Annotated in this window: 22 protein-coding genes; 4 read left to right on the forward strand and 18 right to left on the reverse strand. The window is 38.6% G+C overall.

All coding sequences use genetic code 11. The annotated features are described in order from the left end of the window. Positions 1-192: 192 nt before the first annotated feature. From EXE10_RS05095 to EXE10_RS05115, 5 genes are all read right to left on the reverse strand, one after another. A complete protein-coding gene (locus tag EXE10_RS05095; RefSeq protein ID WP_130112579.1) occupies positions 193-2,325 on the reverse strand; it encodes a 3-hydroxyacyl-CoA dehydrogenase NAD-binding domain-containing protein in 2,133 nt (710 codons plus the stop codon). An 11-nt stretch (positions 2,326-2,336) separates the two neighbouring features. Beyond that, positions 2,337-3,542 carry an acetyl-CoA C-acetyltransferase gene (locus tag EXE10_RS05100; protein ID WP_130112580.1) on the reverse strand — a complete coding sequence of 402 codons (1,206 nt, stop codon included), beginning with the start codon at positions 3,540-3,542 and terminating at the stop codon, positions 2,337-2,339. A 244-nt stretch (positions 3,543-3,786) separates the two neighbouring features. Beyond that, positions 3,787-4,302, reverse strand: coding sequence for a GNAT family N-acetyltransferase (locus EXE10_RS05105; protein WP_130112581.1), 516 nt, complete (start codon positions 4,300-4,302; stop codon positions 3,787-3,789). An 84-nt stretch (positions 4,303-4,386) separates the two neighbouring features. Continuing rightward, a complete protein-coding gene (locus EXE10_RS05110; RefSeq protein ID WP_130112582.1) occupies positions 4,387-4,842 on the reverse strand; it encodes a GNAT family N-acetyltransferase in 456 nt (151 codons plus the stop codon). A gap of 222 nt (positions 4,843-5,064) precedes the next feature. Beyond that, complete coding sequence (locus EXE10_RS05115; protein ID WP_068974096.1) at positions 5,065-6,075, reverse strand: AraC family transcriptional regulator; 1,011 nt, start codon at positions 6,073-6,075, stop codon at positions 5,065-5,067. A 211-nt stretch (positions 6,076-6,286) separates the two neighbouring features. On the opposite strand from EXE10_RS05115, the gene EXE10_RS05120 reads away from it, so the two are divergent. The 3 genes from EXE10_RS05120 to EXE10_RS05130 all read left to right on the forward strand — a co-directional run bounded on the left by EXE10_RS05120 (position 6,287) and on the right by EXE10_RS05130 (position 11,612). Further along, positions 6,287-7,405, forward strand: coding sequence for a CaiB/BaiF CoA transferase family protein (locus EXE10_RS05120; RefSeq protein WP_130112583.1), 1,119 nt, complete (start codon positions 6,287-6,289; stop codon positions 7,403-7,405). Between the two features lie 405 nt (positions 7,406-7,810). Next, the gene (locus EXE10_RS05125; RefSeq protein ID WP_130112584.1) at positions 7,811-9,064 is read left to right on the forward strand and encodes a carbohydrate porin; all 1,254 of its coding nucleotides are present in this window, start codon (positions 7,811-7,813) and stop codon (positions 9,062-9,064) included. A 151-nt stretch (positions 9,065-9,215) separates the two neighbouring features. Further along, entirely contained in the window at positions 9,216-11,612 is a 2,397-nt protein-coding gene (locus EXE10_RS05130; protein WP_130112585.1) for a glucose/quinate/shikimate family membrane-bound PQQ-dependent dehydrogenase, read from the forward strand. A 131-nt stretch (positions 11,613-11,743) separates the two neighbouring features. Here the strand turns inward: EXE10_RS05130 and EXE10_RS05135 are convergent, their stop codons facing one another. The 12 genes from EXE10_RS05135 to EXE10_RS05190 form a co-directional block, all read right to left on the reverse strand. Next, complete coding sequence (locus EXE10_RS05135) at positions 11,744-12,148, reverse strand: NUDIX hydrolase (protein ID WP_130112586.1); 405 nt, start codon at positions 12,146-12,148, stop codon at positions 11,744-11,746. A gap of 37 nt (positions 12,149-12,185) precedes the next feature. Next, positions 12,186-13,355, reverse strand: coding sequence for a low temperature requirement protein A (locus EXE10_RS05140; RefSeq protein WP_130112587.1), 1,170 nt, complete (start codon positions 13,353-13,355; stop codon positions 12,186-12,188). A gap of 113 nt (positions 13,356-13,468) precedes the next feature. After that, a complete protein-coding gene (locus tag EXE10_RS05145) occupies positions 13,469-13,933 on the reverse strand; it encodes a YybH family protein (protein ID WP_068974102.1) in 465 nt (154 codons plus the stop codon). A 460-nt stretch (positions 13,934-14,393) separates the two neighbouring features. Continuing rightward, positions 14,394-14,735 (reverse strand): YegP family protein, encoded by a 342-nt coding sequence (locus tag EXE10_RS05150; RefSeq protein WP_087553746.1) that lies wholly within the window; start codon positions 14,733-14,735, stop codon positions 14,394-14,396. A 229-nt stretch (positions 14,736-14,964) separates the two neighbouring features. Beyond that, positions 14,965-15,411, reverse strand: coding sequence for a hypothetical protein (locus EXE10_RS05155; protein WP_130112588.1), 447 nt, complete (start codon positions 15,409-15,411; stop codon positions 14,965-14,967). A gap of 274 nt (positions 15,412-15,685) precedes the next feature. Beyond that, entirely contained in the window at positions 15,686-16,693 is a 1,008-nt protein-coding gene (locus EXE10_RS05160) for a hypothetical protein (RefSeq protein WP_130112589.1), read from the reverse strand. 32 nt (positions 16,694-16,725) lie between these two features. Next, positions 16,726-17,373, reverse strand: coding sequence for a dethiobiotin synthase (gene bioD / locus EXE10_RS05165; RefSeq protein WP_130112590.1), 648 nt, complete (start codon positions 17,371-17,373; stop codon positions 16,726-16,728). Then, positions 17,370-18,173, reverse strand: a complete 804-nt coding sequence (bioC, locus tag EXE10_RS05170) for a malonyl-ACP O-methyltransferase BioC (protein WP_130112591.1) — start codon at positions 18,171-18,173, stop codon at positions 17,370-17,372. The genes bioD and bioC overlap by 4 nt, the downstream gene beginning before the upstream one ends. 19 nt (positions 18,174-18,192) lie before the next feature. After that, the gene (locus tag EXE10_RS05175; RefSeq protein ID WP_171478487.1) at positions 18,193-19,353 is read right to left on the reverse strand and encodes an 8-amino-7-oxononanoate synthase; all 1,161 of its coding nucleotides are present in this window, start codon (positions 19,351-19,353) and stop codon (positions 18,193-18,195) included. Beyond that, the gene (gene bioA, locus EXE10_RS05180) at positions 19,350-20,702 is read right to left on the reverse strand and encodes an adenosylmethionine--8-amino-7-oxononanoate transaminase (protein ID WP_130112593.1); all 1,353 of its coding nucleotides are present in this window, start codon (positions 20,700-20,702) and stop codon (positions 19,350-19,352) included. Before bioA ends, EXE10_RS05175 begins: the two co-directional genes overlap by 4 nt. Before the next feature lie 92 nt (positions 20,703-20,794). Beyond that, positions 20,795-21,523, reverse strand: a complete 729-nt coding sequence (locus EXE10_RS05185; RefSeq protein ID WP_130112594.1) for a lipase family protein — start codon at positions 21,521-21,523, stop codon at positions 20,795-20,797. 42 nt (positions 21,524-21,565) lie between these two features. Further along, the gene (locus tag EXE10_RS05190) at positions 21,566-21,886 is read right to left on the reverse strand and encodes a DUF6176 family protein (protein WP_130112595.1); all 321 of its coding nucleotides are present in this window, start codon (positions 21,884-21,886) and stop codon (positions 21,566-21,568) included. Positions 21,887-22,023: 137 nt separating this feature from the next. On the opposite strand from EXE10_RS05190, the gene EXE10_RS05195 reads away from it, so the two are divergent. Continuing rightward, complete coding sequence (locus EXE10_RS05195; RefSeq protein WP_130112596.1) at positions 22,024-22,593, forward strand: peroxiredoxin; 570 nt, start codon at positions 22,024-22,026, stop codon at positions 22,591-22,593. A gap of 92 nt (positions 22,594-22,685) precedes the next feature. On the opposite strand, the gene ftn is transcribed toward EXE10_RS05195, so the two are convergent. Beyond that, positions 22,686-23,150 (reverse strand): heteropolymeric bacterioferritin subunit Ftn, encoded by a 465-nt coding sequence (ftn, locus tag EXE10_RS05200; protein ID WP_068974111.1) that lies wholly within the window; start codon positions 23,148-23,150, stop codon positions 22,686-22,688. Positions 23,151-23,251: the final 101 nt, after the last annotated feature.

Genomic DNA, 23,251 nt, shown 5'->3' on the forward strand with positions numbered 1-23,251 from the left:
TGATCACTCAAAATATATCATGTTAAATAATTATTCTAGGATTTCCCTCCAATCACCATGAAATGAATAAAAGTACAACTATGACAATACGTTCAATAATCAAAAAAAAGAAAAGAGGCTTTTGCCTCTTTTCTTTTATCTACTTTTTAAACTCAACTATTAAATTGCCACTTTAAAATTGATTCAAATGTCTTAATCAATTTTTCCACGTGAAACAGCATCTTTCAGCCTTTGTGGCGCTTTGAAACGCTCACCGTATTTGGCTTCAAGTTCATTGGCACGCGCTAAAGCTTTGTCTAAACCATATTGGTTTAAGAACTGAATCGCACCACCTGTCCACGGCGCAAAACCGATTCCGAAGATCGAACCGATATTGGCATCGACCACAGACTCAAGGACATTTTCTTCATAACAACGTAAAGTGTCGAGTGATTGAACAAACAAGATCCGGTCAATCATTTCCTGTTCAGAAATATCAACATCCTGTTTCCAGTGGCTCAAACCATCCCAAAGATGCTTTTTGCCACCTTCTGGATAATCATAGAAACCTGAACCCGCGGCTTTGCCTTTGCGGCCAAACTCATGAATCATGGTTTTCAGTACATCTTCAGCTGGAGAATGTGGCAAGTCTTTACCTTCAGCTTGCAGAGCCTTACGGGTCTCATTGGTCACATGCTCAGATAAAGTCAATGCAACTTCATCCTGAATCGCCAATGGACCTACAGGCATACCTGCTTTAAGCGCTGCCATTTCGATACGTGCAGGGTGTACGCCTTCTGCAAGTAAACGCAGACCTTCATTCACAAAGGTACCGAATACACGGCTGGTGAAGAAACCACGACTGTCATTCACCACGATTGGTGTTTTACCAATTTGCTGTACGTAATCGTAGGCTTTGGCTAAAGTTTCAGCAGAGGTGTTTTGTCCTTTGATGATTTCAACTAAAGGCATTTTGTCGACAGGGCTAAAGAAGTGTAAACCGATGAAGTTTTTGTCGTCTTTAGAGGCTTTTGCTAAACCTGTGATTGGCAATGTCGAAGTATTTGATGCAAATACACCACCATCAGTAAGGAATGCTTCTGCTTCCTGAGTGACTTTGGCTTTGAGTTCCTGATTTTCAAAGACCGCTTCGATAATTAAATCACAACCTTGTAGATCAGACGCATCAGCCGTTGCAGTGATTAAGCTTAAGACTTGATCACGTTTCTCAGCAGTCATACGCCCTTGAGATACTTTTTTGTCCAAAAGTTTTTGGCTATAGGCTTTGCCTTTTTCTGCATTTTCAACAGAAACATCTTTCAGTACAACAGCGATGCCTTTAGAAGCAGTTGAATAAGCAATACCTGCACCCATCATCCCTGCACCAAGCACACCCACTTTGGTCGCTTGCCATTTTGCGACATCTTTTGGACGGCTTGCACCTGCTTTAATTGCATTTAGACCATGCCAGAATGTCCCGATCATGTTTTTCGCCACTTGCCCTGTTGCAAGATAAGTGAAATAACGTGATTCGATGGTCAGTGCTGTATCCACATCGACCTGAGCACCTTCAACCGCAGCAGCCATAATCGCTTCAGGCGCAGGATAGCAACCTTTGGTTTTATCACGCAGCATTGCAGGAGCAATCGCAAGAATCTGAGCCACCGCTGGGGTTTTCGGATCACCACCTGGAATTTTATAACCTTTCACATCAAATGGTTGTTGTGATTTCGGATTAGCTTTGACCCATGCAATTGATTTCTCCATCAATTCTTCAATTGAGTCAGCCGTGTCATGGATTAAACCTAAAGATTTGGCTTTATCAACACCAAACTGCTTACCTTCCATCAGGAATGGGAATGCATTTTGTAAGCCCAACAGGCGTACCATTCGCACGATCCCGCCACCACCTGGCAGTAAACCTAGAGTCACTTCAGGTAAACCAAATTTAGACTTTGGATCATTTAAGGCAATACGTGCATGACAGCCGAGAGCAATTTCCCAACCACCGCCAAGCGCTGTACCGTTCAATGCTGCAACCACAGGCACACCTAAAGTTTCGATGTAACGCAGTTCTTTTTTCATCAGCTCAACGATTGCCATGAATTCTTTGGCATCTTCAGGGCGAGCCTGAATCAAATCGTCTAAATCACCGCCTGCAAAGAAAGTCTTTTTCGCTGAACGGAAAATAACGCCTGTTACACCTGAATCCGCTTTAAATTTTTCTACAGTTTCAGTCAGTGCTTTTTGGAAATCTGCATTCATGGTGTTTGCAGATTGGTTTGGAGAATCCATAGTCAGAATAACAATGCCATCCGCATTTTTTTCATATTGAATTGCGCTCATTCTTATTCTCCTTATACCAACTCAATAATGGTCGCAATACCCATGCCACCACCTACACACAATGTCGCTAAACCACGTTTTTTGCCTTGACGCTCAAGCTCATCAAGTAAAGTACCTAAAATCATGGCACCTGTTGCACCCAATGGATGACCCATGGCAATCGAGCCACCATTTACATTGACTTTTTCCACAGGAACATTTAATTCGTTAATGAAACGCATCACCACAGATGCAAATGCTTCATTGACTTCAAACAAGTCAATATCATCAATCGTTAAGCCTGCTTTAGCTAAAGCTTTACGTGCAGCAGGTGCAGGACCTGTCAACATGATTGTAGGGTCTGTTCCTACAAGTGCTGTTGCTAAAACTTTGGCACGTGGTTTTAAACCTTGTTCTTTGACTGCTTTTTCTGAAGCAAGCAGTACCACCGCAGCACCATCCACAATACCTGATGAGTTCCCTGCATGATGCACGTGATTGATCTTTTGCGCTTCAGGATATTGTTGAAGAGCAACCGCATCAAAGCCCATACCACCCATCATTTCAAAGCTTGGGTTTAATTTTGCCAAGCCTTCAGCAGTTGTCGTTGGTTTAATAAATTCATCTTTATCTAAGATCACGACGCCCGCTTTGTCTTTTACAGCCACGATGGATTTATCAAAATGACCTGCCGCTTGTGCAGCTGCCGCTTTACGCTGTGAGTTTGCCGCAAACTCATCCACATCGGAACGGCTATAGCCGTCTAAAGTCGCGATAAGATCTGCGCCAATACCTTGTGGGACAAAGTTTGATTTTAAATTAGTTTCAGGATCAAGCGCCCAAGGTCCGCCATCTGAACCCATCGGGATACGTGACATGGACTCTACACCACCTGCAACCACGACATCTTCCCAACCTGAACGGACTTTTTGCGCAGCCATATTTACAGCTTCAAGACCTGATGCACAGAAACGGTTGATTTGCACACCTGCAACATCATTGTCCCAACCTGCGGCAATTGCAGCAGTTTTGGCAATATCCCCACCTTGGTCTGCAATCGGTGTCACACAGCCCAGTACGATGTCGTCTACTTTAGAGGTATCAAGATTGTGACGATCTTTTAATTCATTGAGTAATGTGGTGAGTAAGGTAATCGGTTTGACACTGTACAGTGAACCATCTTTCTTTCCTTTTCCGCGTGGTGTGCGAATGGCATCAATGATGTAAGCCTCGCTCATAGCTGTTCCTTCTTATGACTTCTAAAATTGTTATGTGACTTTGAGTGTACTTTATAAAGTGTAGAGTTCAATGACGAGAACGAAACAGTTCAATGATATTTTTTGTCAATGCATCATGGGACCCAATTTTTAATTTTTACAACAAATCATTAACTTATAAAATTATTTTAAAATAATATTTGGTAGAAATAGCAAATCAGCCACTTTTTTACACTATAGCGTTCAATTTAGATCATCTTAAGCATCACAGTTTTAATTGCATTGCACAACGTGTCTCAGCGTTAAAACCGAATTTCACTTCATTCTCCAAAGTTTGTTTTAAATAATCTGGCTGTTCAAAGCTTTCGAGAATGATAAAACCTAATTTCTCATAAAATGGGCGATTCCAAATCACGTTTATAAAAGTCGTTAAGGTTACGGTTTTGAAATTTTCTGTTATCGCAACAGTAATTGCATGCTCAATCAGTTTTCGTCCAATGCCCTGCCTTTGCAAATCTGACCTCACATCAAATTCAATAATATAAAAGTCTTGATCTTGCTTTTCGGCATATAAAAAGCCCACCACTTGATCTTGCTCATTTACAACAGAAAAAGCATGCGCATCTGTAATCAGTTCATGATGAATTTCAGCCGATAATACGGGGGCATCAACCAACCAAGCCAAGTTTGGAACACTTAAAAATGCTTTCGTTGCTGATTTTTCCACTTCAATAAGTTGTGAAATATCCGATAGCTCAGTTGCTCTTATCAAGTATGACATTTGCAATAAACTCTTTTAAATTTAATCACTTTAAGTAATAACATTTGACCCAAATTATAAATATTTATATTCAAACTTCACTCATTATAAATCAAGATGATAAAACTGATTAAATGCAGAATCTTCATAATCCGAAAATGTATCTCCTTTACGAAAGCCAAACTGTTTATACAGCGTCAAAGCTGGTGTAAAAGATTCATGCGTCCCTGTTTCTAAACTGAGTTTTTGATATTCTCGCTGACGAGCAATCAATAACAAATACTTCAAAATTTCTGTTGCTGCACCTTTACGTAAATGTTTTGGATGAGTACGCATTGATTTCAATTCAGCATGCGTAGCTGAAAGTTCTTGAATCGCACCACACGCTAAAAGCTCTCCATCATCCCAAGCAGTATAAAAACTGATATCTGGTTTTTGTAACCGAGATAAATCAAGTGCAAAACTATTTTCTAATGGGCTGTTTTCATGCATACCATTCAGATGAATTCTTAATAAATCTTGGACTTGAGTATCGTTAAAATCACCGAGTTTAATGAGCATATATTTATCCTTATTTCTTATTTAAATTGATTGTATATAGCTTTGAAATTTACTCTACTTTTAAATCAAAGAGCAGAAGAAAAATGAACCAATAATAAAAACTCAACAATTCGTAAAATAGGATTTTTAAAACTCAAATACCCTTTTCGATTTTCATAAAAGAAGCCCAAGACAAACTTGAGCTTCTATTTACTATCAATATTTATGCATTCACATGATTAATTACAGATAACCATGTAATTGACGATAAAGACCTGGAGTCACACCAGTCCACTTTTTAAATGCACGGTGGAAAGTACTGGTTTCACTAAAACCGACTTGCTGTGCAACATCTTCCAAAGTTAAATCAGGATTTAACAATAAGTGAATGGCTGCATCACGGCGTAAAGCATCTTTAACACCTTGATAGCTCTTGCCTTCTGCAGCTAAACGACGACGCAAGGTCTGTGGTGATAAATACAGCATTGAAGCCACATCGTTCAAAGTTGGCATTTCCTCACCAATTTGACTCTTCAAAACTTCACGAATACGCGAAGTTAAAGAGTTGGTGTTTTTGAATTTCACCAACAATTGTGCAGGCGCAGCTTTTAAGAATTCTTCTAGGCTAGCTTCATCTTGACGAATCGGTAAATCTAAATAATCTGCTGCAAAAGTAATTTCTGTACGTGGCATGTCAAATTGCATTACAGGTGCAAAGAACAATGCATCATATTCATCTGCGTGATTCGGACGCGGATAACCAAAGTGAACACGCTCCAAAGGAATACGGCGCTCGATGAGCCACGATGCCAAGCCATGCCAAATCATCAACATACTTTCTGTGATGAAGTGGTCTGGGTCCATGGTTTTTGGAATAAGTGGAACAAGACGTGCTTCATGCTTATCACGTTCCACCGCAACAGACCATTCATCACCGAATAATTTATAGAATTGTGAAGATAATTCTAAAGCTTCACCTAAAGTCTTCGCGTGAATAATCAGTTGACACATGATGGCAAAAGAACCCAAACGACGTGGTTGAATATCAAATCCAACATGCTCATCCTGAGTCACCATCCACAACATTTTCACAAAGCGAGTATATTGCTCTGGCGAAATACGTGCTTTAGGTTGACGAAGCAACTCCGCTTCTATGCCCACATGTGACAGTAAAGTGTCTACATCCATGCCTAGGCGCTTAACACCGGTTAAGGCTGCATTCACAAAATGGATACTAATCGTATCACGACTCATGGTTAATCCTTCAGTCTCTCTGATGTTCACTAACAATTGACCTAAATGACGCTAAAAAATATTTGATTGGCGATTTACAACAGTGTAAATTGCCGAATCACATCATAAATTGCCGAAATGATCAAGGTAAATGGCTGAACATGACATTGTTTTGTTAATTTTATATTTCTAATATAGGTATAAAATCAACACTATATTGGTAAAAACAATTATGACAGCAGCTTTAAAGGGATTGAAAGTTCTCGATTTTTCAACTTTGTTACCTGGCCCATTTGCAACTTTATATCTTGCAGACTTAGGTGCAGAAGTGATCCATATCGAATCACCAACTCGTCCAGATCTGGTTCGCCTCTTCCCTCCTTATGCCAATGGACAAGCCACATCGCATAGTTATCTGAATCGCAATAAGCAATCAGTCACTTTGGATTTGAAAGACCCTGCCAGTGTTGAATTGGTAAAACAAAAAATTTCCGAGTTCGATATCGTCGTTGAACAATTTCGTCCAGGAGTAATGCAACGATTAGGCCTAGATTATCAAACTTTGGCTGAAATTAATCCTCGTTTGATCTATTGTTCAATCACAGGTTATGGACAAACAGGTTCGTATAAAGATAAAGCTGGGCATGATATTAACTATATTTCTTTGTCTGGTGTTGCAGGTCATAGCGGTCGCCAAGACAGTGGCCCACCACCGATGGGAATCCAAGTTGCAGATGTTGCAGGTGGTTCTTTACATGCAGTGATCGGTATTCTTTCAGCGGTTGTAGAGCGTCAACAAAGTAATCTTGGGCAATATATTGATATTTCCATGACCGATTGCGTGGTTGGGTTAAATAATATGGCAGCTGCAGCAAGTTTGGCTGGTGGTCAACATCAACGTCGGGAATCAGAACAACTCAATGGCGGCACATTTTATGACTATTATGAAACAGCAGATGGTCGCTATTTGTCGATTGGGAGTTTAGAGCCTCAGTTTATGACAGGTCTCGCAACAGCACTAGAATTGCCTATTTTAATGGCAAAAGGCGCTTCTTTTGATCCTGAAGATCGAAAAGAAGTGAAACAAGCACTGCGTGAAAAAATTAAAACCCGAAATTTTGAAGATTGGAATCAACTCTTTGCGCAACTCGATGTGTGTGTAGAACCTGTTTTAAACTTAGAAGAAGCTTTAGATTCAAACATTGCCAAAGAACGCCAATGGGTAGTGAATGTACCTTTAAAAGAAAATTCTGAGCAAACTGAACCTCAATTGGCTTGCCCAATCAAATTCTCACGCTCACAAATGCAATATCAATACATTGGACAACAACTTGGTGAAGGATCATGGTGAAATATAAATTCAAAAATAAAATCATGATTTTTGTGTGAATCTTACTTACAAATTGGTTGTTTTATTTACAATTTATATAATCTGTAATCATAAAAAGCGATGTAGTCTACCTAAAAGATTATGTCGTTTTTTTAATTTTAGATATTTCCCAACCATAAATATCAGCTCATAAGCCTACCTTAAGCCAAGTTAAAATCTTTTACAAAATAATAAATTCATCAACAAAATCAAATAAAAAGTTAAATTACCTCGATTAATTATTATCTAAAAATTACAAGCAAAAATATCACAATATGATAAAAATATTGCAAATATACAAAATAACTGTAAATATTATTATAATTTTATACAAATATGAGAGTACTATATACTTTAAGTTACAAAGTGTTATTAAGGTCACCAAATATGAATAAATCTAAAGATCATTTTTTTTGGGCGACAAGCCTTCTCTCTCTATGTTGTACTTTTCAAGCCGTTCATGCTGCTGAAGCATTTGATGTTGAAAGTCCATGGATGTTTGGTGATTGGAATGGCAAGCGTACCGAACTTCAACAAAAAGGTTATGATTTCAGTTTTGGCTATACAGGTGAACTCGCCAATCTACTCGATGCAAATCATCACTCTAGCCATGGCACAGAATATGCTGATCAATTTGCGATAGGTGCACATGTCGATTTAGACAAAGTCTTAGGCTGGAAAGATACCGAAGCTCAATTCACCATCACTGAACGTAATGGTCGTTCACTTTCACAAACTTCTGATGCTCTAGCAGGACATTTAAGCTCAAGCCAAGAAGTCTGGGGGCGTGGTCAAACGTGGCGTTTAACTGATTTTTGGATCAAGAAAAAATTCTTTGATCAAAAACTAGATGTGAAAATCGGGCGTTTTGGCGAAGGTGAAGACTTCAATACTTTTGATTGTGATTTCCAAAATCTTGCACTCTGTGGTTCACAAGTCGGCAACTGGGTGGGTGATCAATGGTATAACTGGCCAGTCAGCCAATGGGCAACCCGTGTCAAATACAACCTCCAACCAGACTTATATACACAAGTTGGGGTTTATGAATATAACCCTGAAAATCTTGAACGTGGTAAAGGCTTTAATTTAAGTACTGATGGTTCAAAAGGTGCAATCATTCCTGCTGAAATCGTATGGCAACCCAAACTCAGCCCAGCTCGATTATCTGGTGAGTATCGCTTAGGCTATTACTACAGTACAGCAGATGCGACCACCATCAAAAACTCATACAAAACTGATCATAAACAAGGTGCTTGGGTTGTAGCGAAACAACAACTCACTGCACACAATGGTGATGCAAATCGTGGCTTAACAGGTTTCATCAACTTAACATTCCATGATTCAGACACCAATACTGTCGACAATATGCAAAATATTGGCTTGGTTTATAAAGGTCCTTTCGACGCTCGTCCAAAAGATGATATCGCAATTGGTTTTTCTCGTATCAGCATCAACGACGATGTCAATAACATTGAAACTCGTCAACAAAATGAAGAATACAACACTGAAATTTACTACGGTGTTCATGCAACCAATTGGTTAACTGTGCGCCCAAATATTCAATATATCCGCCATGTTGGCGCATATAAAGATGGTGAAAATGCGTGGGTTGGCGGGATCAAACTGCAAACCGCATTCTAGTTTATAGATAATAAATATTTTGGTGTGAAGTTGCATGCTGTGATCTATACCAAGATATTTAAAATCTAAAAATTCAAAAACTGTGCTTAATCAATCCTGTGAAGGATGAATCAAGCTTTCAATTATTAATCAGATATATAGGTGGTCTATTATGCAAACTCCATCTTCAGGGCTGAGAACATTTACTGTTGCGATTGCAATCGTATTTGGACTGGTTCTATTGATCGGTGGGATATATCTTGCAGTGCTTGGTGGGTCTTGGTATTACATCATTGCAGGTTTACTATTCTTAATTACCGCAATTTTATTACGCAAATTAAAAAGTTCCGCATTATGGGTCTATGCCATTTTGGTATTAGGTACTGTGGTATGGGGCTTATGGGAAGTTGGTTCTGACTTCTTCGCCCTTGCCCCACGCTTAGATATTTTAGGCGTATTTGGTTTATGGTTACTTATCCCTGCAATTACCCGTGGCTTTGTGAATAGTAAAGGTGCAAAAGTTGCCTTAACAGGTTCTTTGGCAATCACGATTGCTGTGATGATCTATTCGATTTTCAATGACCCTCAAGAAATTCGTGGGACATTGAGCAGTCAGCAACCAGCAACAGCACAAGCAATTGCAGGCGTTGCAGAGGGTGACTGGCCTGCTTATGGTCGTACTCAATCAGGTTTACGTTATTCTCCACTTGCTCAGATCAACTCAGAGAATGTCAAAGATTTAAAAGTTGCTTGGACATATAACACGGGTGATTTCAAAACTGACAATGACTCAGGTGAAACCACCAATCAGGTAACGCCAATTAAAGTCGGTGACAATATGTACATTTGTACAACTCACCAAAAATTGGTTGCTTTAGATCCAACAACAGGTAAAGCAAAATGGACATTTGATCCGAAGTTAAAAGCGGATAATACCTTCCAGCACTTAACTTGTCGTGGTGTATCGTATTTTGATGCGAACAATACTGTTGGTTTTGAAGCAAGTTTAGCTACGAAAAAATCTACTTCTGAACAATGTCCACAGAAAGTGATTTTACCTGTCAATGATGGTCGTTTAGTCGCGATCAATGCAACGACGGGTAAACCATGTACTGACTTCGGTCATAATGGTGAAGTGGATTTACAAAAAGATATGCCTTTCCCTTATCCAGGTGGCTATATCCCAACCTCCCCTCCTGTTGTCACAGGTACAACCATTATCATTGCGGGTTCAACCACAGATAACTATTCAACTGAAGAACCATCGGGTGTCATCCGTGGTTATGATGTGAATACTGGCGCATTGTTATGGGTCTTTGATACAGGTGCAGAGGATCCAAATAAAATTCCAGGTCCAGGTCAAAAATATGTCCAAAACTCACCAAATGCTTGGGCGCCTTTAGCATACGATGCAGCACTAGATATCGTGTATGTGCCTACAGGTGTAGGAACACCAGATATTTGGGGAGGTAACCGTACTGAGCTACATGAACGCTATGCAAACTCAATGCTTGCGATCAATGCAACCACGGGTAAATTGGTGTGGAATTTCCAAACGACCCATCATGACTTATGGGATATGGATGTACCATCACAACCAACCCTTGCAGACATTCAGGACAAATCAGGTAAAACAGTGCCTGCAATTTATGTCTTAACCAAAACTGGGAATGCCTTTGTTTTAGATCGTCGTACAGGTGAAGCGATTGTTCCGATCACTGAAAAACCAGTACCACAAACGGTAAAACTTGGTCCACAGACCAAAGGTGAACGTTATTCTCCAACACAGCCATTTTCAGATTTTGATTTAGCGCCAAAAGATAAATTAACCGATAAACAAATGTGGGGCGCAACCATGTTTGACCAGTTAATTTGTCGTGTGTCTTTCCACAAACTCAACTATGACGGTATTTATACACCACCTTCAGAAAATGGAACATTGGTTTTCCCTGGTAACCTAGGTGTGTTTGAATGGGGTGGTATGTCTGTCAACCCAGACCGTCAAATTGCGGTGATGAATCCAATCGGTTTACCATTTGTGACCAAACTAATCCCAGCTGATCCAAACCGTAAACAAACTGCAAAAGGTGCAGGTACAGAAGCAGGCGTGCAACCGATGTATGGTGTTCCATATGGTGTTGAAATCAGTGCATTCCTTTCACCATTTGGCTTGCCTTGTAAACAACCTGCATGGGGTTATGTAGCGGGTGTAGATTTGAAAACCCATGACATCGCTTGGAAACGCCGTATCGGTACCATTCGCGACAGCTTACCAGGTATTCCATTACCTCCATTCAAAATGGGTGTGCCAATGTTGGGCGGTTCAATCTCAACAGCGGGTAACGTGATGTTTGTTGGTGCTACGCAAGACAACTACATCCGTGCGATCAATGTCAGCAATGGTGATGAACTTTGGAAAGGTCGTCTTCCTGCTGGTGGTCAAGCAACCCCAATGACTTATGAATCAAATGGTAAACAGTATGTTGTGATCATGGCGGGTGGTCATGGTTCATTTGGTACCAAAATGGGTGATGCTTTAGTGGCTTATGCACTTCCTGATAAAAAGTAATCTATTGAGATACTAAAGACCAAATATTCCATTTAGATACAAAACAAAAACAGGTCTTCGGACCTGTTTTTTATTACGCTCAATAAAACATTACTTAAAGCTTATATACTTTTCGCTAATCATTTTAAAAATCAAAAGCTTCGGCTTTTCACTTCACCATTAAAATAAAAACAATCTTCAACTCGTATTTTTTGAACAGGTGATAGCGCATCAAAATCAAACCATTCATACTCAGAATGCTCATCACTCAGCTGAATCATCTGCCCTTCTGCCAATATACATCTAAAAATAAATGCATGAGAATTTACAGCGGAATGAAAATACACACCCGATAAATATTCAATTGAAATATCGCAACCAAGCTCTTCTTTACATTCTCGAACCAAAGCCTCATGTATGGTTTCCCCCTGATCCAAACCACCGCCAGGGAGCTCCCAAGCACAATCAGCATAAGTAGCTTTTAACAATAGAACTTGTTGTTGATCATTCAATATCACGGCATGCGAGCTTAAACGATAAAAATCATGGAATCCCATAGCCTCATCTCACAGAACATTCACCTACGAAGAAATATTAACGTGCCAAAAAGCATTTAGAAAAAATTAACCGCAAAGCATAAACAACCGAAATTGCAAATATTGCATAACCGATATGTTCAAACCATATCGGAATCATACAGATAATGACTGCTGAAATTGGATAGAGCCATCGCTTTATACCTGACAAATGGTGAATATCTTGAAGTAACCACAAACTCGAAGCATAGACGATGAGCGAAAATACAATAAAATAACATACAACTTGTGAGGAGACTTCTGCTTGCCCTGCCACGACATTGACCGCAGCAGCCAAACCTGCACCCAAAGCAGCAATACTGACAAAAATCAAGAAATGCCCATAGCCCCACGTAAACGCACGCTTACGACTATTTAAATACTCAGCAACATCATGATCAAAATATGCCCACCACATGGTAAACATCATCAATAAACCACCGATACAGAGAAATATCAGTTCTGTACTCAATAATTGATGGTTGATCGCATCGGATATCGCATTAAAACAACCAATAATCGCCTCACCCAAAACGATAATAGTCAATAAAGCATAACGTTCTGAAATATGATGCGGATGCCACGGCGTCATATTATTTGCTTCAGCAAAAACTGGTACAAAAAGTTCAGCAACAACAAGTAGTAAAAACAAATAGATTGTGAAATTAATCGGTGTAAAATGGAAAAGTAACCAGCCAATTTGTACAAAAATGATTCCATATGCATAACGTAGTGCAGTACCTTTACGTTCAGGATCATTATGAGCAACACGGAACCACTGTGTCACTAAACCGACCCGCATAATGAAATAACCAATAATAATCACATCAAAATCTTGCTGTTGGAATGCTAACGGAATTCCCGCAGCGATCACCAATGAACCAATGATCTGAACAAACGTCACGATTCGATAAAAAGCATCGTCATTATCATATGCAGAAGCGAACCAACTAAAATTCATCCACGCCCACCACAATGCAAAAAACACCATAAAATATAGTGTTAGCCCATGTGACAAATGATTTTCCACTATACTATGATGTAGTTGCTGCCCTGCTGTTGCAATGACAATCACAAAGATCAAATCAAAGAGTAACTCAAGCGATGTCGCAACACGATGATTTTCTTTAGGATCTCGTGGACTAAGCGGTTTTAGCCAACCATATTTTTCTAAGCGTGAATTTGACATTATTGGTGCATTTTTGAGGTTATTTTACTAATTTTTTCAAAAAATCGGCAATCAATCAACAAAAATAAAGCCCTAAATAGGGCTTATCTGATAAAGACAAAAAATTCTCGGTATCAAACCACCAATCTCAATTTTGGCTTATCTTTAAGTACAATTGCTTTACCTGTTGCCATATCGATAGGCATAGAAATATGTTGATGCACAACCAACCATTGCCCTGCTTTCTTTTGTAGACACAATGTCGTTCTACACCAAGGCATTTGTAATTTATCTTTGAGTAAAGCGTTTTCAACTTTTGAATGACAATGCAATACAGCCAAATCATCTGATGCATGAATCTTCATATCACGTCGTACGATTTGCATATGCTCATTGAAATATGGGCTCAATTTTTCCCATTCTTTTTTATATTCATCTACGCCATCAAGTTGTGAGCTAACATCAAACATACTGACATCATCAGCACACTTGCCTACGAGGTTCTCAATCTTTTGACCAATGACAGCGGCATCCCATAATTTAATTTGTGAAATGACTTCATTCGCAATATTTTGATTACCATCGATTTCAACTTTCATAAAAAACACCTCAGTTATTTTTATTTGTGATGAATTTAACACTTTATGTGTTTTTAGTTAAATAATTAAATGTTATTTTTTAGTAATAAAATCATCAACTTTATTTACTTATTCGAATCACAAGAATATTTGTTTAAATCATAGAACAAAAGATATAATAACATTATTTTTTTCAATTAGTTACAACCAGCAAAAGGATATTAATAATGATAAAAGTGAAATATAAGCTTATATATTCATAATTATTATTTAGATAGTTTTAACAAATAGTCAAAAACTAGTCTTAATTTATTTTTATTATTCAGATCAACTTCAAAAAATTTTGAAAACTTATCTTAAGATCCCTCCAAAAATTTACTTTTGATTACATTTCATACCAAAAGCCATAATCATTACGTAGTTATTTCTGTTCTAAATCAAAAAAGGCATACGCCAAGTGCATGCCTTTTTTGATTCAAGATCAAGACTCAACAGTTAAGTCTTTAATTTTATCTGAGGGTCCATTTTTCTTTACAGATTCAATACCATTGTCACGTGCTGCATCACCTGAGTAAAATTGACTAGTGCCAATGATTTGATGATTCGCAGCTTTCAAATTAAAGTAAGGTTTTCCATTCTTCGCTTCTAAGCGATCATAACGTGCATCATCTGGGCTGTTTTTCTGTATTGATGCTATACCATTTTGTGCAGAAGCTTTTGCTTTGTATAACTCACTGGTCAGAATCACTTCTCCATTTCCAGCTTTTAACACAAATCGATATTGACCGTCTTTTGCTTGACTAATTTCATACCATCCTGACATGGCTCACCTCTTGATTATTTTCAGTTTATTGTATTACACAGCGTTGAATGCATAAAAATTACGCTATTGATATGAAATATAAATGACTTTGTCTTTTTTAAAAAGACTATTTTGTTATAACTTTATGGTTAATGTAACTGTATGTATTCACGTCACACTATATTTATAATAATTAATTTTCAATAAGATAAAACGAGACAACGCGCAACACATGTAAAAAAATATAGAGCTATCTTCTTCCCACAAGTTGAGGATATTTAATATTTAACAATCGCTCGACTTCAGCATCATTGCCGTGTAAAAAACGCTCGATACCTGTACGAAAAACATCAAAAGGAGTCTGCTCATTGTCAAAACTAGGCATGACTTCTGACTTAAATAACCCAAATAAATGTGATTTCGGCTGCTTTTGATAGATCTCAGCATGACAAATAAAATTATAATCATTCGGTGTATAGGTCACAAAAAGTCCACCTATTTTCCGCTCTGAATGAATATGTTGGATTTCGAAATAGGGAAATGTACCATGGTTCTCTTCCATAAAGCCCCAAGTTGCTTGTTGTATCCAATTGATTTGATCAAAGCTATTGAGAATATGCACTGCGGAACTACTCTCAAAGTCCAACAAACTTATTTCTAATTCTTTAAATAATTCAATCTTAATCTTATAACCCATATCACAGACCTTTTTATTTAAATTTGCGTTCCAATCGAGCTGTTCTAATTCTTTATGAGACTTTAATAGAATTATTACACAAAAAACGCAATAAAATTAAATAAAAAGCGATAAAATGATAAAATTCTTACACTGACAGAATAAGCAACAAGCTCATTAAAGCGTGCTTTTTTTGATACACAAACAAATCATCATCGACGATCGCTATCTCATTATTCTTTTTATAAAATATAAATCACGAAATTTTATTTTCACACCAAATCAATGAATCTGGCTATAAATATCGATAACCTATCGTTTCCACAGCCTTTTTCACTGTTTCTGTTTCATCTACAGGATGCAGCATAAATACATAACTGTCAGAATCCATATCCACAAAACCAATCTTTAGACCCTGTTTCAACACGACCTGATGATACTGCTCAAAAACACCATCCTCTGAAACCACAGCATCGTCACCCAATAGCGCAAGATCAGGCAATGTTAATTCCAGTTGCCAGTTATCCTTGAGCATACTTCGTAAATGCCACTCCAGATCTGTCACTTCCTGCTTCCAGTCCATAGACACAAATAAACGGATATTTTCCTGCCATAAATCATCCATCAACTGCCCGATACTGCTGAAAAAATCATCATCTGTATTTTTCATCTGATGAATATAATCAAGTGCAACACTTTTACGGGGATGCTGTTTCAGACAGATTTCAGCCAGTTGTGCATACGCCTGTTTCAGATGTTCATCCAGTTCAGGATACTCTTCAGAACATTCTTCAGAATCTGCCCCAAGCTCTGACTGTTCATGCAAAGGACGACCAGCAAACTCAATGGCGGTTTTTTCCTTTAAAGCACTCAGGCTGTTTTTAATTTTATGAATGATTTTCGGATCAGTCACTTCTTCATGTAAATCAGGAATCTGAAACCATTGCACACCTTGACCTGCCTGACACTGACGAAGTTCAAGCTGATCACCCAGTTTCGCAATAAAGTAAAGCAGTGTAGGAAAATTAGCATCATCCACATCATAAAAAATCAGTGAAACAGGCAGAAAAAAACTGCCTTCCTGCGTGGTATAGGGAATACCATCCTTAGAAAGTTGCACATAGCGAAAGCAGGCGTTGTCTTTCCCAAACAGTCGCTTAAAAAAACCTGATTCAGGTGTGGAAAACTCATAAAGTCGATGTTCAGCCTGAGTGAAAATTTCATCAAACTCAGATGAACTCAAAATCTTCTGATCCAGCACCTGCCCTGCAAGCTGTTCAGATTTATAATAAATTCTGGGCATTTCAGCTAACTTCTGTTCTTTTAACAGCCAAGTTACACAGAAATATCAGGAATATCCATCCATAAACTGTGTGGAAAATGTTTAACCAAATAAGTTTTTAAATATTCCGCAGTATCTTTGGAAATCAGTTCATCCTGAGATTGATCTTTTAAGTTATAAGCCAATGCATAAAGTTCCAAACCACGACTTTTCAATGCTTCCAGACTCAAGATCGTATGGTTAATACTGCCCAAACGCCCTGAAGTCACGAGAATCACAGGCAATTTTTTCTCAGCTACATAATCAATTGTAAGTAGTTCTGTGGTTAACGGCACCATCAAACCGCCTGCACCTTCGAGTAATACGACCTCATATTTTTCAACAAGTTGAGCAGTCGCATTTTCTATTTTTTGAAAATCAATCTCACGACCATCGATTTTGGTTGCCAGATGTGGCGATGCAGGATAGCTAAAAATCTCAGGCATGGTCAGCTTGCTTTCATCTTCAGGAAACCAACCCATGCCCATAATTTCACGGTGCTGTTCAATGTCTTCTGAAATATCTACATTACCCGTTTGGATCAGCTTTTGCGTGATGGTTTTCTTACCTTGTTCGTTCCATAACTTTGCCAGATAGCCTGTGGTGTAGGTTTTGCCAATGCCTGTGTCGATTCCACTGATAAAGTAAACTGAACCTGTCATGGCATTCTCCGCGCGATACAATAAATCGGATGATAGGACAAAGGATATGACGCTTTACCCAATTCATCCTGTGTTAAAAACTGCTGATAATTCAAATAAAAATCCTGCAAACTTTGCTTTGTCCAACGGAAGTTGGAAGCTGTAGCCGTCACACCTGTGGCTTTTAAATGTTGCAAAATTTGCTTTGGATGTTCGAAATTTAAAGCTTCAATCTGTTCGGAAATATGCAGAATTTCAAAACCATTTTTTAGTAGCTTTTCCTGAATATTTTCAAGGCTTAAATAATCTAAACCCTGCCCTGTTAACGTCTTAATTTCCTGTAAATTCTGCTGACCAAACGTCGAAAAACACAACAAGGCTTGAGGATTTAAACTGTGTCGTGCTTTGGCGAATACAGCCTCTAAATCCCCCATCCATTGCAGAACAGAACTTGATGCAATCAGGTCGTTATTTTGAGGAAAATTCAACTGTTCAATATCACCTATCAGGAACTCAATCTTTTGCTGAGTTTGAATCGCTTGAATCCGATCTGACTGAAAATGTTGCTGAACTTCGGAATAGAGATCATTCAAAATCAGATGCTTGATCTGCAAATTTTCAATGAGTAGATGACTTAAATTGCCTGAACCACAACCCATTTCAAAAACTTGATTAAACTGCTTAGGACAATATTGTGCTATTAAATCAAATAATTGCTGTGCAATTTTACGTTGCACAATGGCATGTTCAGGATAGCTTTGCCCTGCTTGTGCAAAGCGCAACGCCACTTGCGTTTTATCAATATGTTGTGGATTTTTCATTGCAATATTCATCATCAATTCACAACAACGTCACAAGTTGCTCAAGCTCAGATTGCTTGATTTGTGCAGTGAGCGAAATGCGTAATCGTGAACTGTTTTGTGGCACTGTCGGTGGACGCACAGGCATGATGTAAAAGCCTGCATCCTGCAATGCTTTGGCTTTTGCCACTGTTTTTGTAGATTCACCGATAATTACAGGCACAATATGCGAACTTGAAGGACAGTCAAAACCTTGATTTTTCACTGCATCTTGTAGATATGTGCTGAGCTGTTGTAAATGCTGACGTTGCAAATTTAAATTCAGTACTTTCTGAAATATAAAATTAGTCCACGCCATACAGATCGGTGGTTGTGCTGTACTGAAGATCAATGGACGCATCGCATTGATCAAATAATCCCGAATAATTGCATGACAAATCAAATATCCACCGACTGAGGCAATGGCTTTACCAAATGTCCCGACCAAGAGGTCAATATCATCCATCACGCCATATTGTTCCGCACACCCCAAACCTAGCTCGCCTCGTACACCAATCGCATGCGCTTCATCGACATAGAGCATCACTTTAGAAAATTGCTTTTTGATCCGAACCAGTTCAGCCAAATCCGTTTCATCACCATCCATACTGAAAATAGATTCAGTCACTACAATGATTCGATCATAAGCTTCATCATCATGATATTTCTGTAAAAGTTGAGTGAGATGAGCTAAATCATTATGGCGATAACGCACATATTTCGCAGTCGATAAGCGAATGCCATCAATCATACTTGCGTGAATCAGTTTGTCGGCAAGAATCAAAGTTTTACTGTCTGCAAGTGCAGGTAAAATCCCGATATTCATGTGATAGCCACTGTTAAATAACAGTGCAGCACGACCATGAAAAGCCTGACTTAAACTCGCTTCAAGCTGTTCATATTCAGGAAAGTTTCCTGTGAGTAAACGAGAAGAAGTCGAACTCATCCAGCGTTGATTGTTCGGTGTTTCATCAAAGAACTGTTCACGTAATTGCAGATCAGCATTCAGCCCCAAATAGTCATTCGATGCGAGATTCAACATGCGTCGATCATTGATTTGAATATAACGATCATGCTGAATATTGGTGGTGAATTGACGGAAATTGCCCTGTTGCTTCAATTGATCAAGTTGTGCTGAAAAATGCTCCAGTAAATGACTCACGATGCATTCTCCATATCGCTTTTCATATTTTTAACGACGTCAACCAGTTGTTCTAACAGTGTTTTCAATTCATTTTCAGAAATAATATAAGGTGGCATCACATAGACCAGTTTGCCAAATGGACGAATCCAAATCCCACGGCGCACAAACTCTTGTTGCAGGGTTTTCATATCGACGTTAAAGGTCAATTCCACCACGCCAATCGCACCTAGAACACGCACATCTTTGACAAAATCAAGCTGTGCCAAAGGCTGTAAATGACTTGATAATTGCTGTTCAATGCGCTGAATATTCGCTTGCCAATCCTGTGAAATGAGCAATTCTGTACTTCGTACCGCCACCGCACATGCCAATGGATTTGCCATAAAAGTTGGACCATGCATAAACACGCCTGCTTCGCCCTGACTGATGGTTTCAGCCACTTTTTTTGTGGTCAGCGTCGCTGATAAAGTCATATAACCGCCTGTCAAACCTTTGCCGATGCACATAATGTCAGGCTCTACACCTGCCCATTCCCATGCAAAAAGCTTGCCTGTACGTCCAAAACCTGTGGCGATTTCATCGAAAATCAGCAGAATATTGTATTTTTCACAGAGCAATTTGGCTTGGCGTAAATATTCAGGATGATAAAAACGCATCCCCCCTGCACCTTGTACAATTGGTTCAAGGATTAAGGCAGCTATAGTTTCATGCTTTTCGGATAAAGTTTTTTCGAGTTCAGCAATGTCAGATGGATTCCATTCCTCATCAAAAGCCGTTTGTGGTGCAGGTACAAAAATTCGATTGGGCAAACTTGAACCAAAAATCTGATGCATACCTGTGACAGGATCACAGACCGACATCGCATTCCATGTATCACCATGATAGCCTGAGCGCGGTGTAACAAAGTTGGTCTTAGCAATTTTGCCTTGCGCAGACCAAAACTGAACTGCCATTTTCAACGCCACTTCTACAGCAACAGAACCTGAATCGGCATAGAAAATTTTATCCAAACTCGGTGGAGTAATTTTGAGTAGTAATTTTCCAAGTTGAATCGCAGGATCATGGGTAAAGCCACCAAACATGATGTGCGACATATTCTGTAATTGATCTGTCACAGCTTTATTCAGTTCAGGGTGGTTATAACCATGTATCGCACACCACCATGAGGACATGCCATCAATCAACTGCCGACCATCTTCAAGTTCAATAATCGCACCGTGTGCCCTTTTCACTTTAAACGTCGGTAGCGGGTTGGTCATAGACGTATAAGGATGCCAAATATGTTGTTGATCAAATGCCTGATCACCGAGTTGATCATTCAACGAATCATCTAACGTTTGGCTTGATTCAGTATTTGAATCGGTCATCCTTAACTCCATGTAACATTTATCACAATAAATCTATTTTACAGATGTTAAACCTGCATGAATGATAAATAAATTGCGAGATGCACCACTTATCAGGATGTTTGCTTTATTTTTTGTAAATATTGGCAGATTTTGTCAGTGATTAGCTCAACTTGGAAAACAGGCAAACTATGTGAGCCACTGATTAGCTCAGCCTGCAAAAACTTTGCATCTAATTTCTGAAGATTATCCAAGACTTTGTAACTAACTAAGTAATCCTGCTTTCCAAAGAGATGGTACTGATGACCTGCGTAGCTTTTTAAAATATCAACAAGATTTAAACCCTCTAACAGGTTTAGTCCATCCTGTAACAGTTCTATTTTCTGCGCCTGAATCAAACTTTGCAACTTTACAAAATCTGCTTTAGTACTTTCCACACCCTGGCAGACCATATAGCCAAATTTCTTTAAGGTCTCAATTGCATCAGTTTCAAAGGATTGTTTAAAACTTTGGAATGTCATTTGTGGCATTGCAGTTTGCCACGCATCATTGGCAACAAAACAGGGATTGGATGCTAATGTAATCAGCACTTTTTGTTGCTGATATTGCTTGGAAATTTGATAAACCAATAAAGTGGCAAGTTGTCCACCCAAAGACCATCCGATAATCACATCATAATCTTTGGCATTTTCAGTTTGGCGTTGCAATTCTGCATTATCCAAAGCATTGAAAATATTGATCAGTTCAACTGCATGCCCCTTATTTTCTAAAGCCTGTTTAAATGATGCCAACAGTTTTGTACCACCGCCCCAACCTGTGATGAGTAAAATTTTTTGGTTCAAAGTAAACTCGAAAATATTCTAAAATTAGAAATAGTATAAAACCTAAGAATTATCCAAATCTACCAGCAACGTTGCTTTATAACCCTTTTCCCAATTTTGCTTAAACTGTTTATGCATCGCATCTATTGGAAACTGACTTTCACGTCCGACTTGTTGCGCTTTGGCAATGTCTTCCACTCGCATATAAGCAATCAAATAATCCTGTCCATCAAGCGCCACATGAAACCATGATTCAACAAAAACACCTTCAGCTTTTAAAGTTTCAATCGCCTCAGCTTTTCGTGCATTCAATTCAGTCTGCCATGCTTCAACATTCTGCATTGAATTAGCTTTTAATTTAATCAGCACTGCACCGACATCCATTGTTTTTCTCATTGTATTTATTGAAAATGTGAGAATAGATCATAAATTTATTTCGCATAAATACCAACACTTCTCATCGCGCATACAATCTAAAATTTGCTATGATCAAAACAGCTTAAATGTAGGAAAAATCTGTAATGAAATTCGTTAAACTCGTAAGTATGAGCCTACTTTCCATTTCTACATTAGGCATGTTTAATTTCGCTCAAGCTGAAAGCTCAATTTTTTCCAAAGTCGATGCTGATCAAAAACAATGGGTGGGCAAACCAGCACCTAGTTTTAAATTACAAGATCAAAATGCAAAATGGCATGAACTCAGCCAATATAAAGGCAAATGGGTCGTACTCTATTTTTATCCAAAAGATAACTCACCAGGTTGTACCCAAGAAGCCAATCAATTTAAAACGCTTTACCCACAATTTATTAAAAATAATGCCGTGGTTTTAGGCGTAAGTTTAGATGATGTCGAGTCACATCAAAAATTCTCTGAAAAATTAGGTTTAAACTTTCCAATCCTTGCTGACAATGATCATCAACTTGCAAGTCAATTGGGGATTATTCGAAATCTTGGTATTACAAAAATCGCTAAACGGGAAACCTTTCTGATTGATCCACAAGGCATTGTGACCTATCACTATAGCAGTGTGAATACACAAACCCATGCAGGGCAAGTTTTAGCAGATATTCAAAAGTTTTCTAAAAAGTAGCCCATAAAAAAGCCTTTAGACATTTACCTAAAGGCTTTTATTCCACCTGATCCCAACCTTCTCCTCAAGGAGAAGGAATGAACAAAGTAATCTTACATTTGCGATTGAATATAGTTTGGTAGACCAATCAACTCAATCAAACGCATTTGTTTTTCTAACCAATACGTATGATCTTCTTCAGTATCCGACATTTGCTGACGAAGCATATCACGCGTGACATAATCACCTTTTTCTTCACACAGCTTCACGCCTTGCGCTAACTTTTCACGTACATGATATTCAAGTGCCAAGTCTGCTTTTAAGCAAGTCACCACATCTGTACCCACTTCGATGTCATCACGATCCATATTTGGTGTTCCCTCAAGGAACAAGACACGGCGAATCAAAGCATCAGCATGTGCACCTTCTTCTTGGCTTTCATGGTCGATACGTTCGAAAATTTTGCTTAAACCCCAATCTTCGTACATACGAGAATGGATAAGATATTGATCACGAGCAGCCAGTTCACCACCGATCAACATGTTTAGATAGTCTACAACTTCTGGATTGCCACGCATTTCAAAAACTCCATACCCTTTTGCGATATTATGGACAAATTTAGTTTGGATTGCAAAATTTAATATGTGTAAGTTTATGATTTTTATAAACATAAAATGAG

This window comes from Acinetobacter sp. WCHAc060033, assembly GCF_004209125.1.
Lineage (GTDB): Bacteria > Pseudomonadota > Gammaproteobacteria > Pseudomonadales > Moraxellaceae > Acinetobacter > Acinetobacter wuhouensis.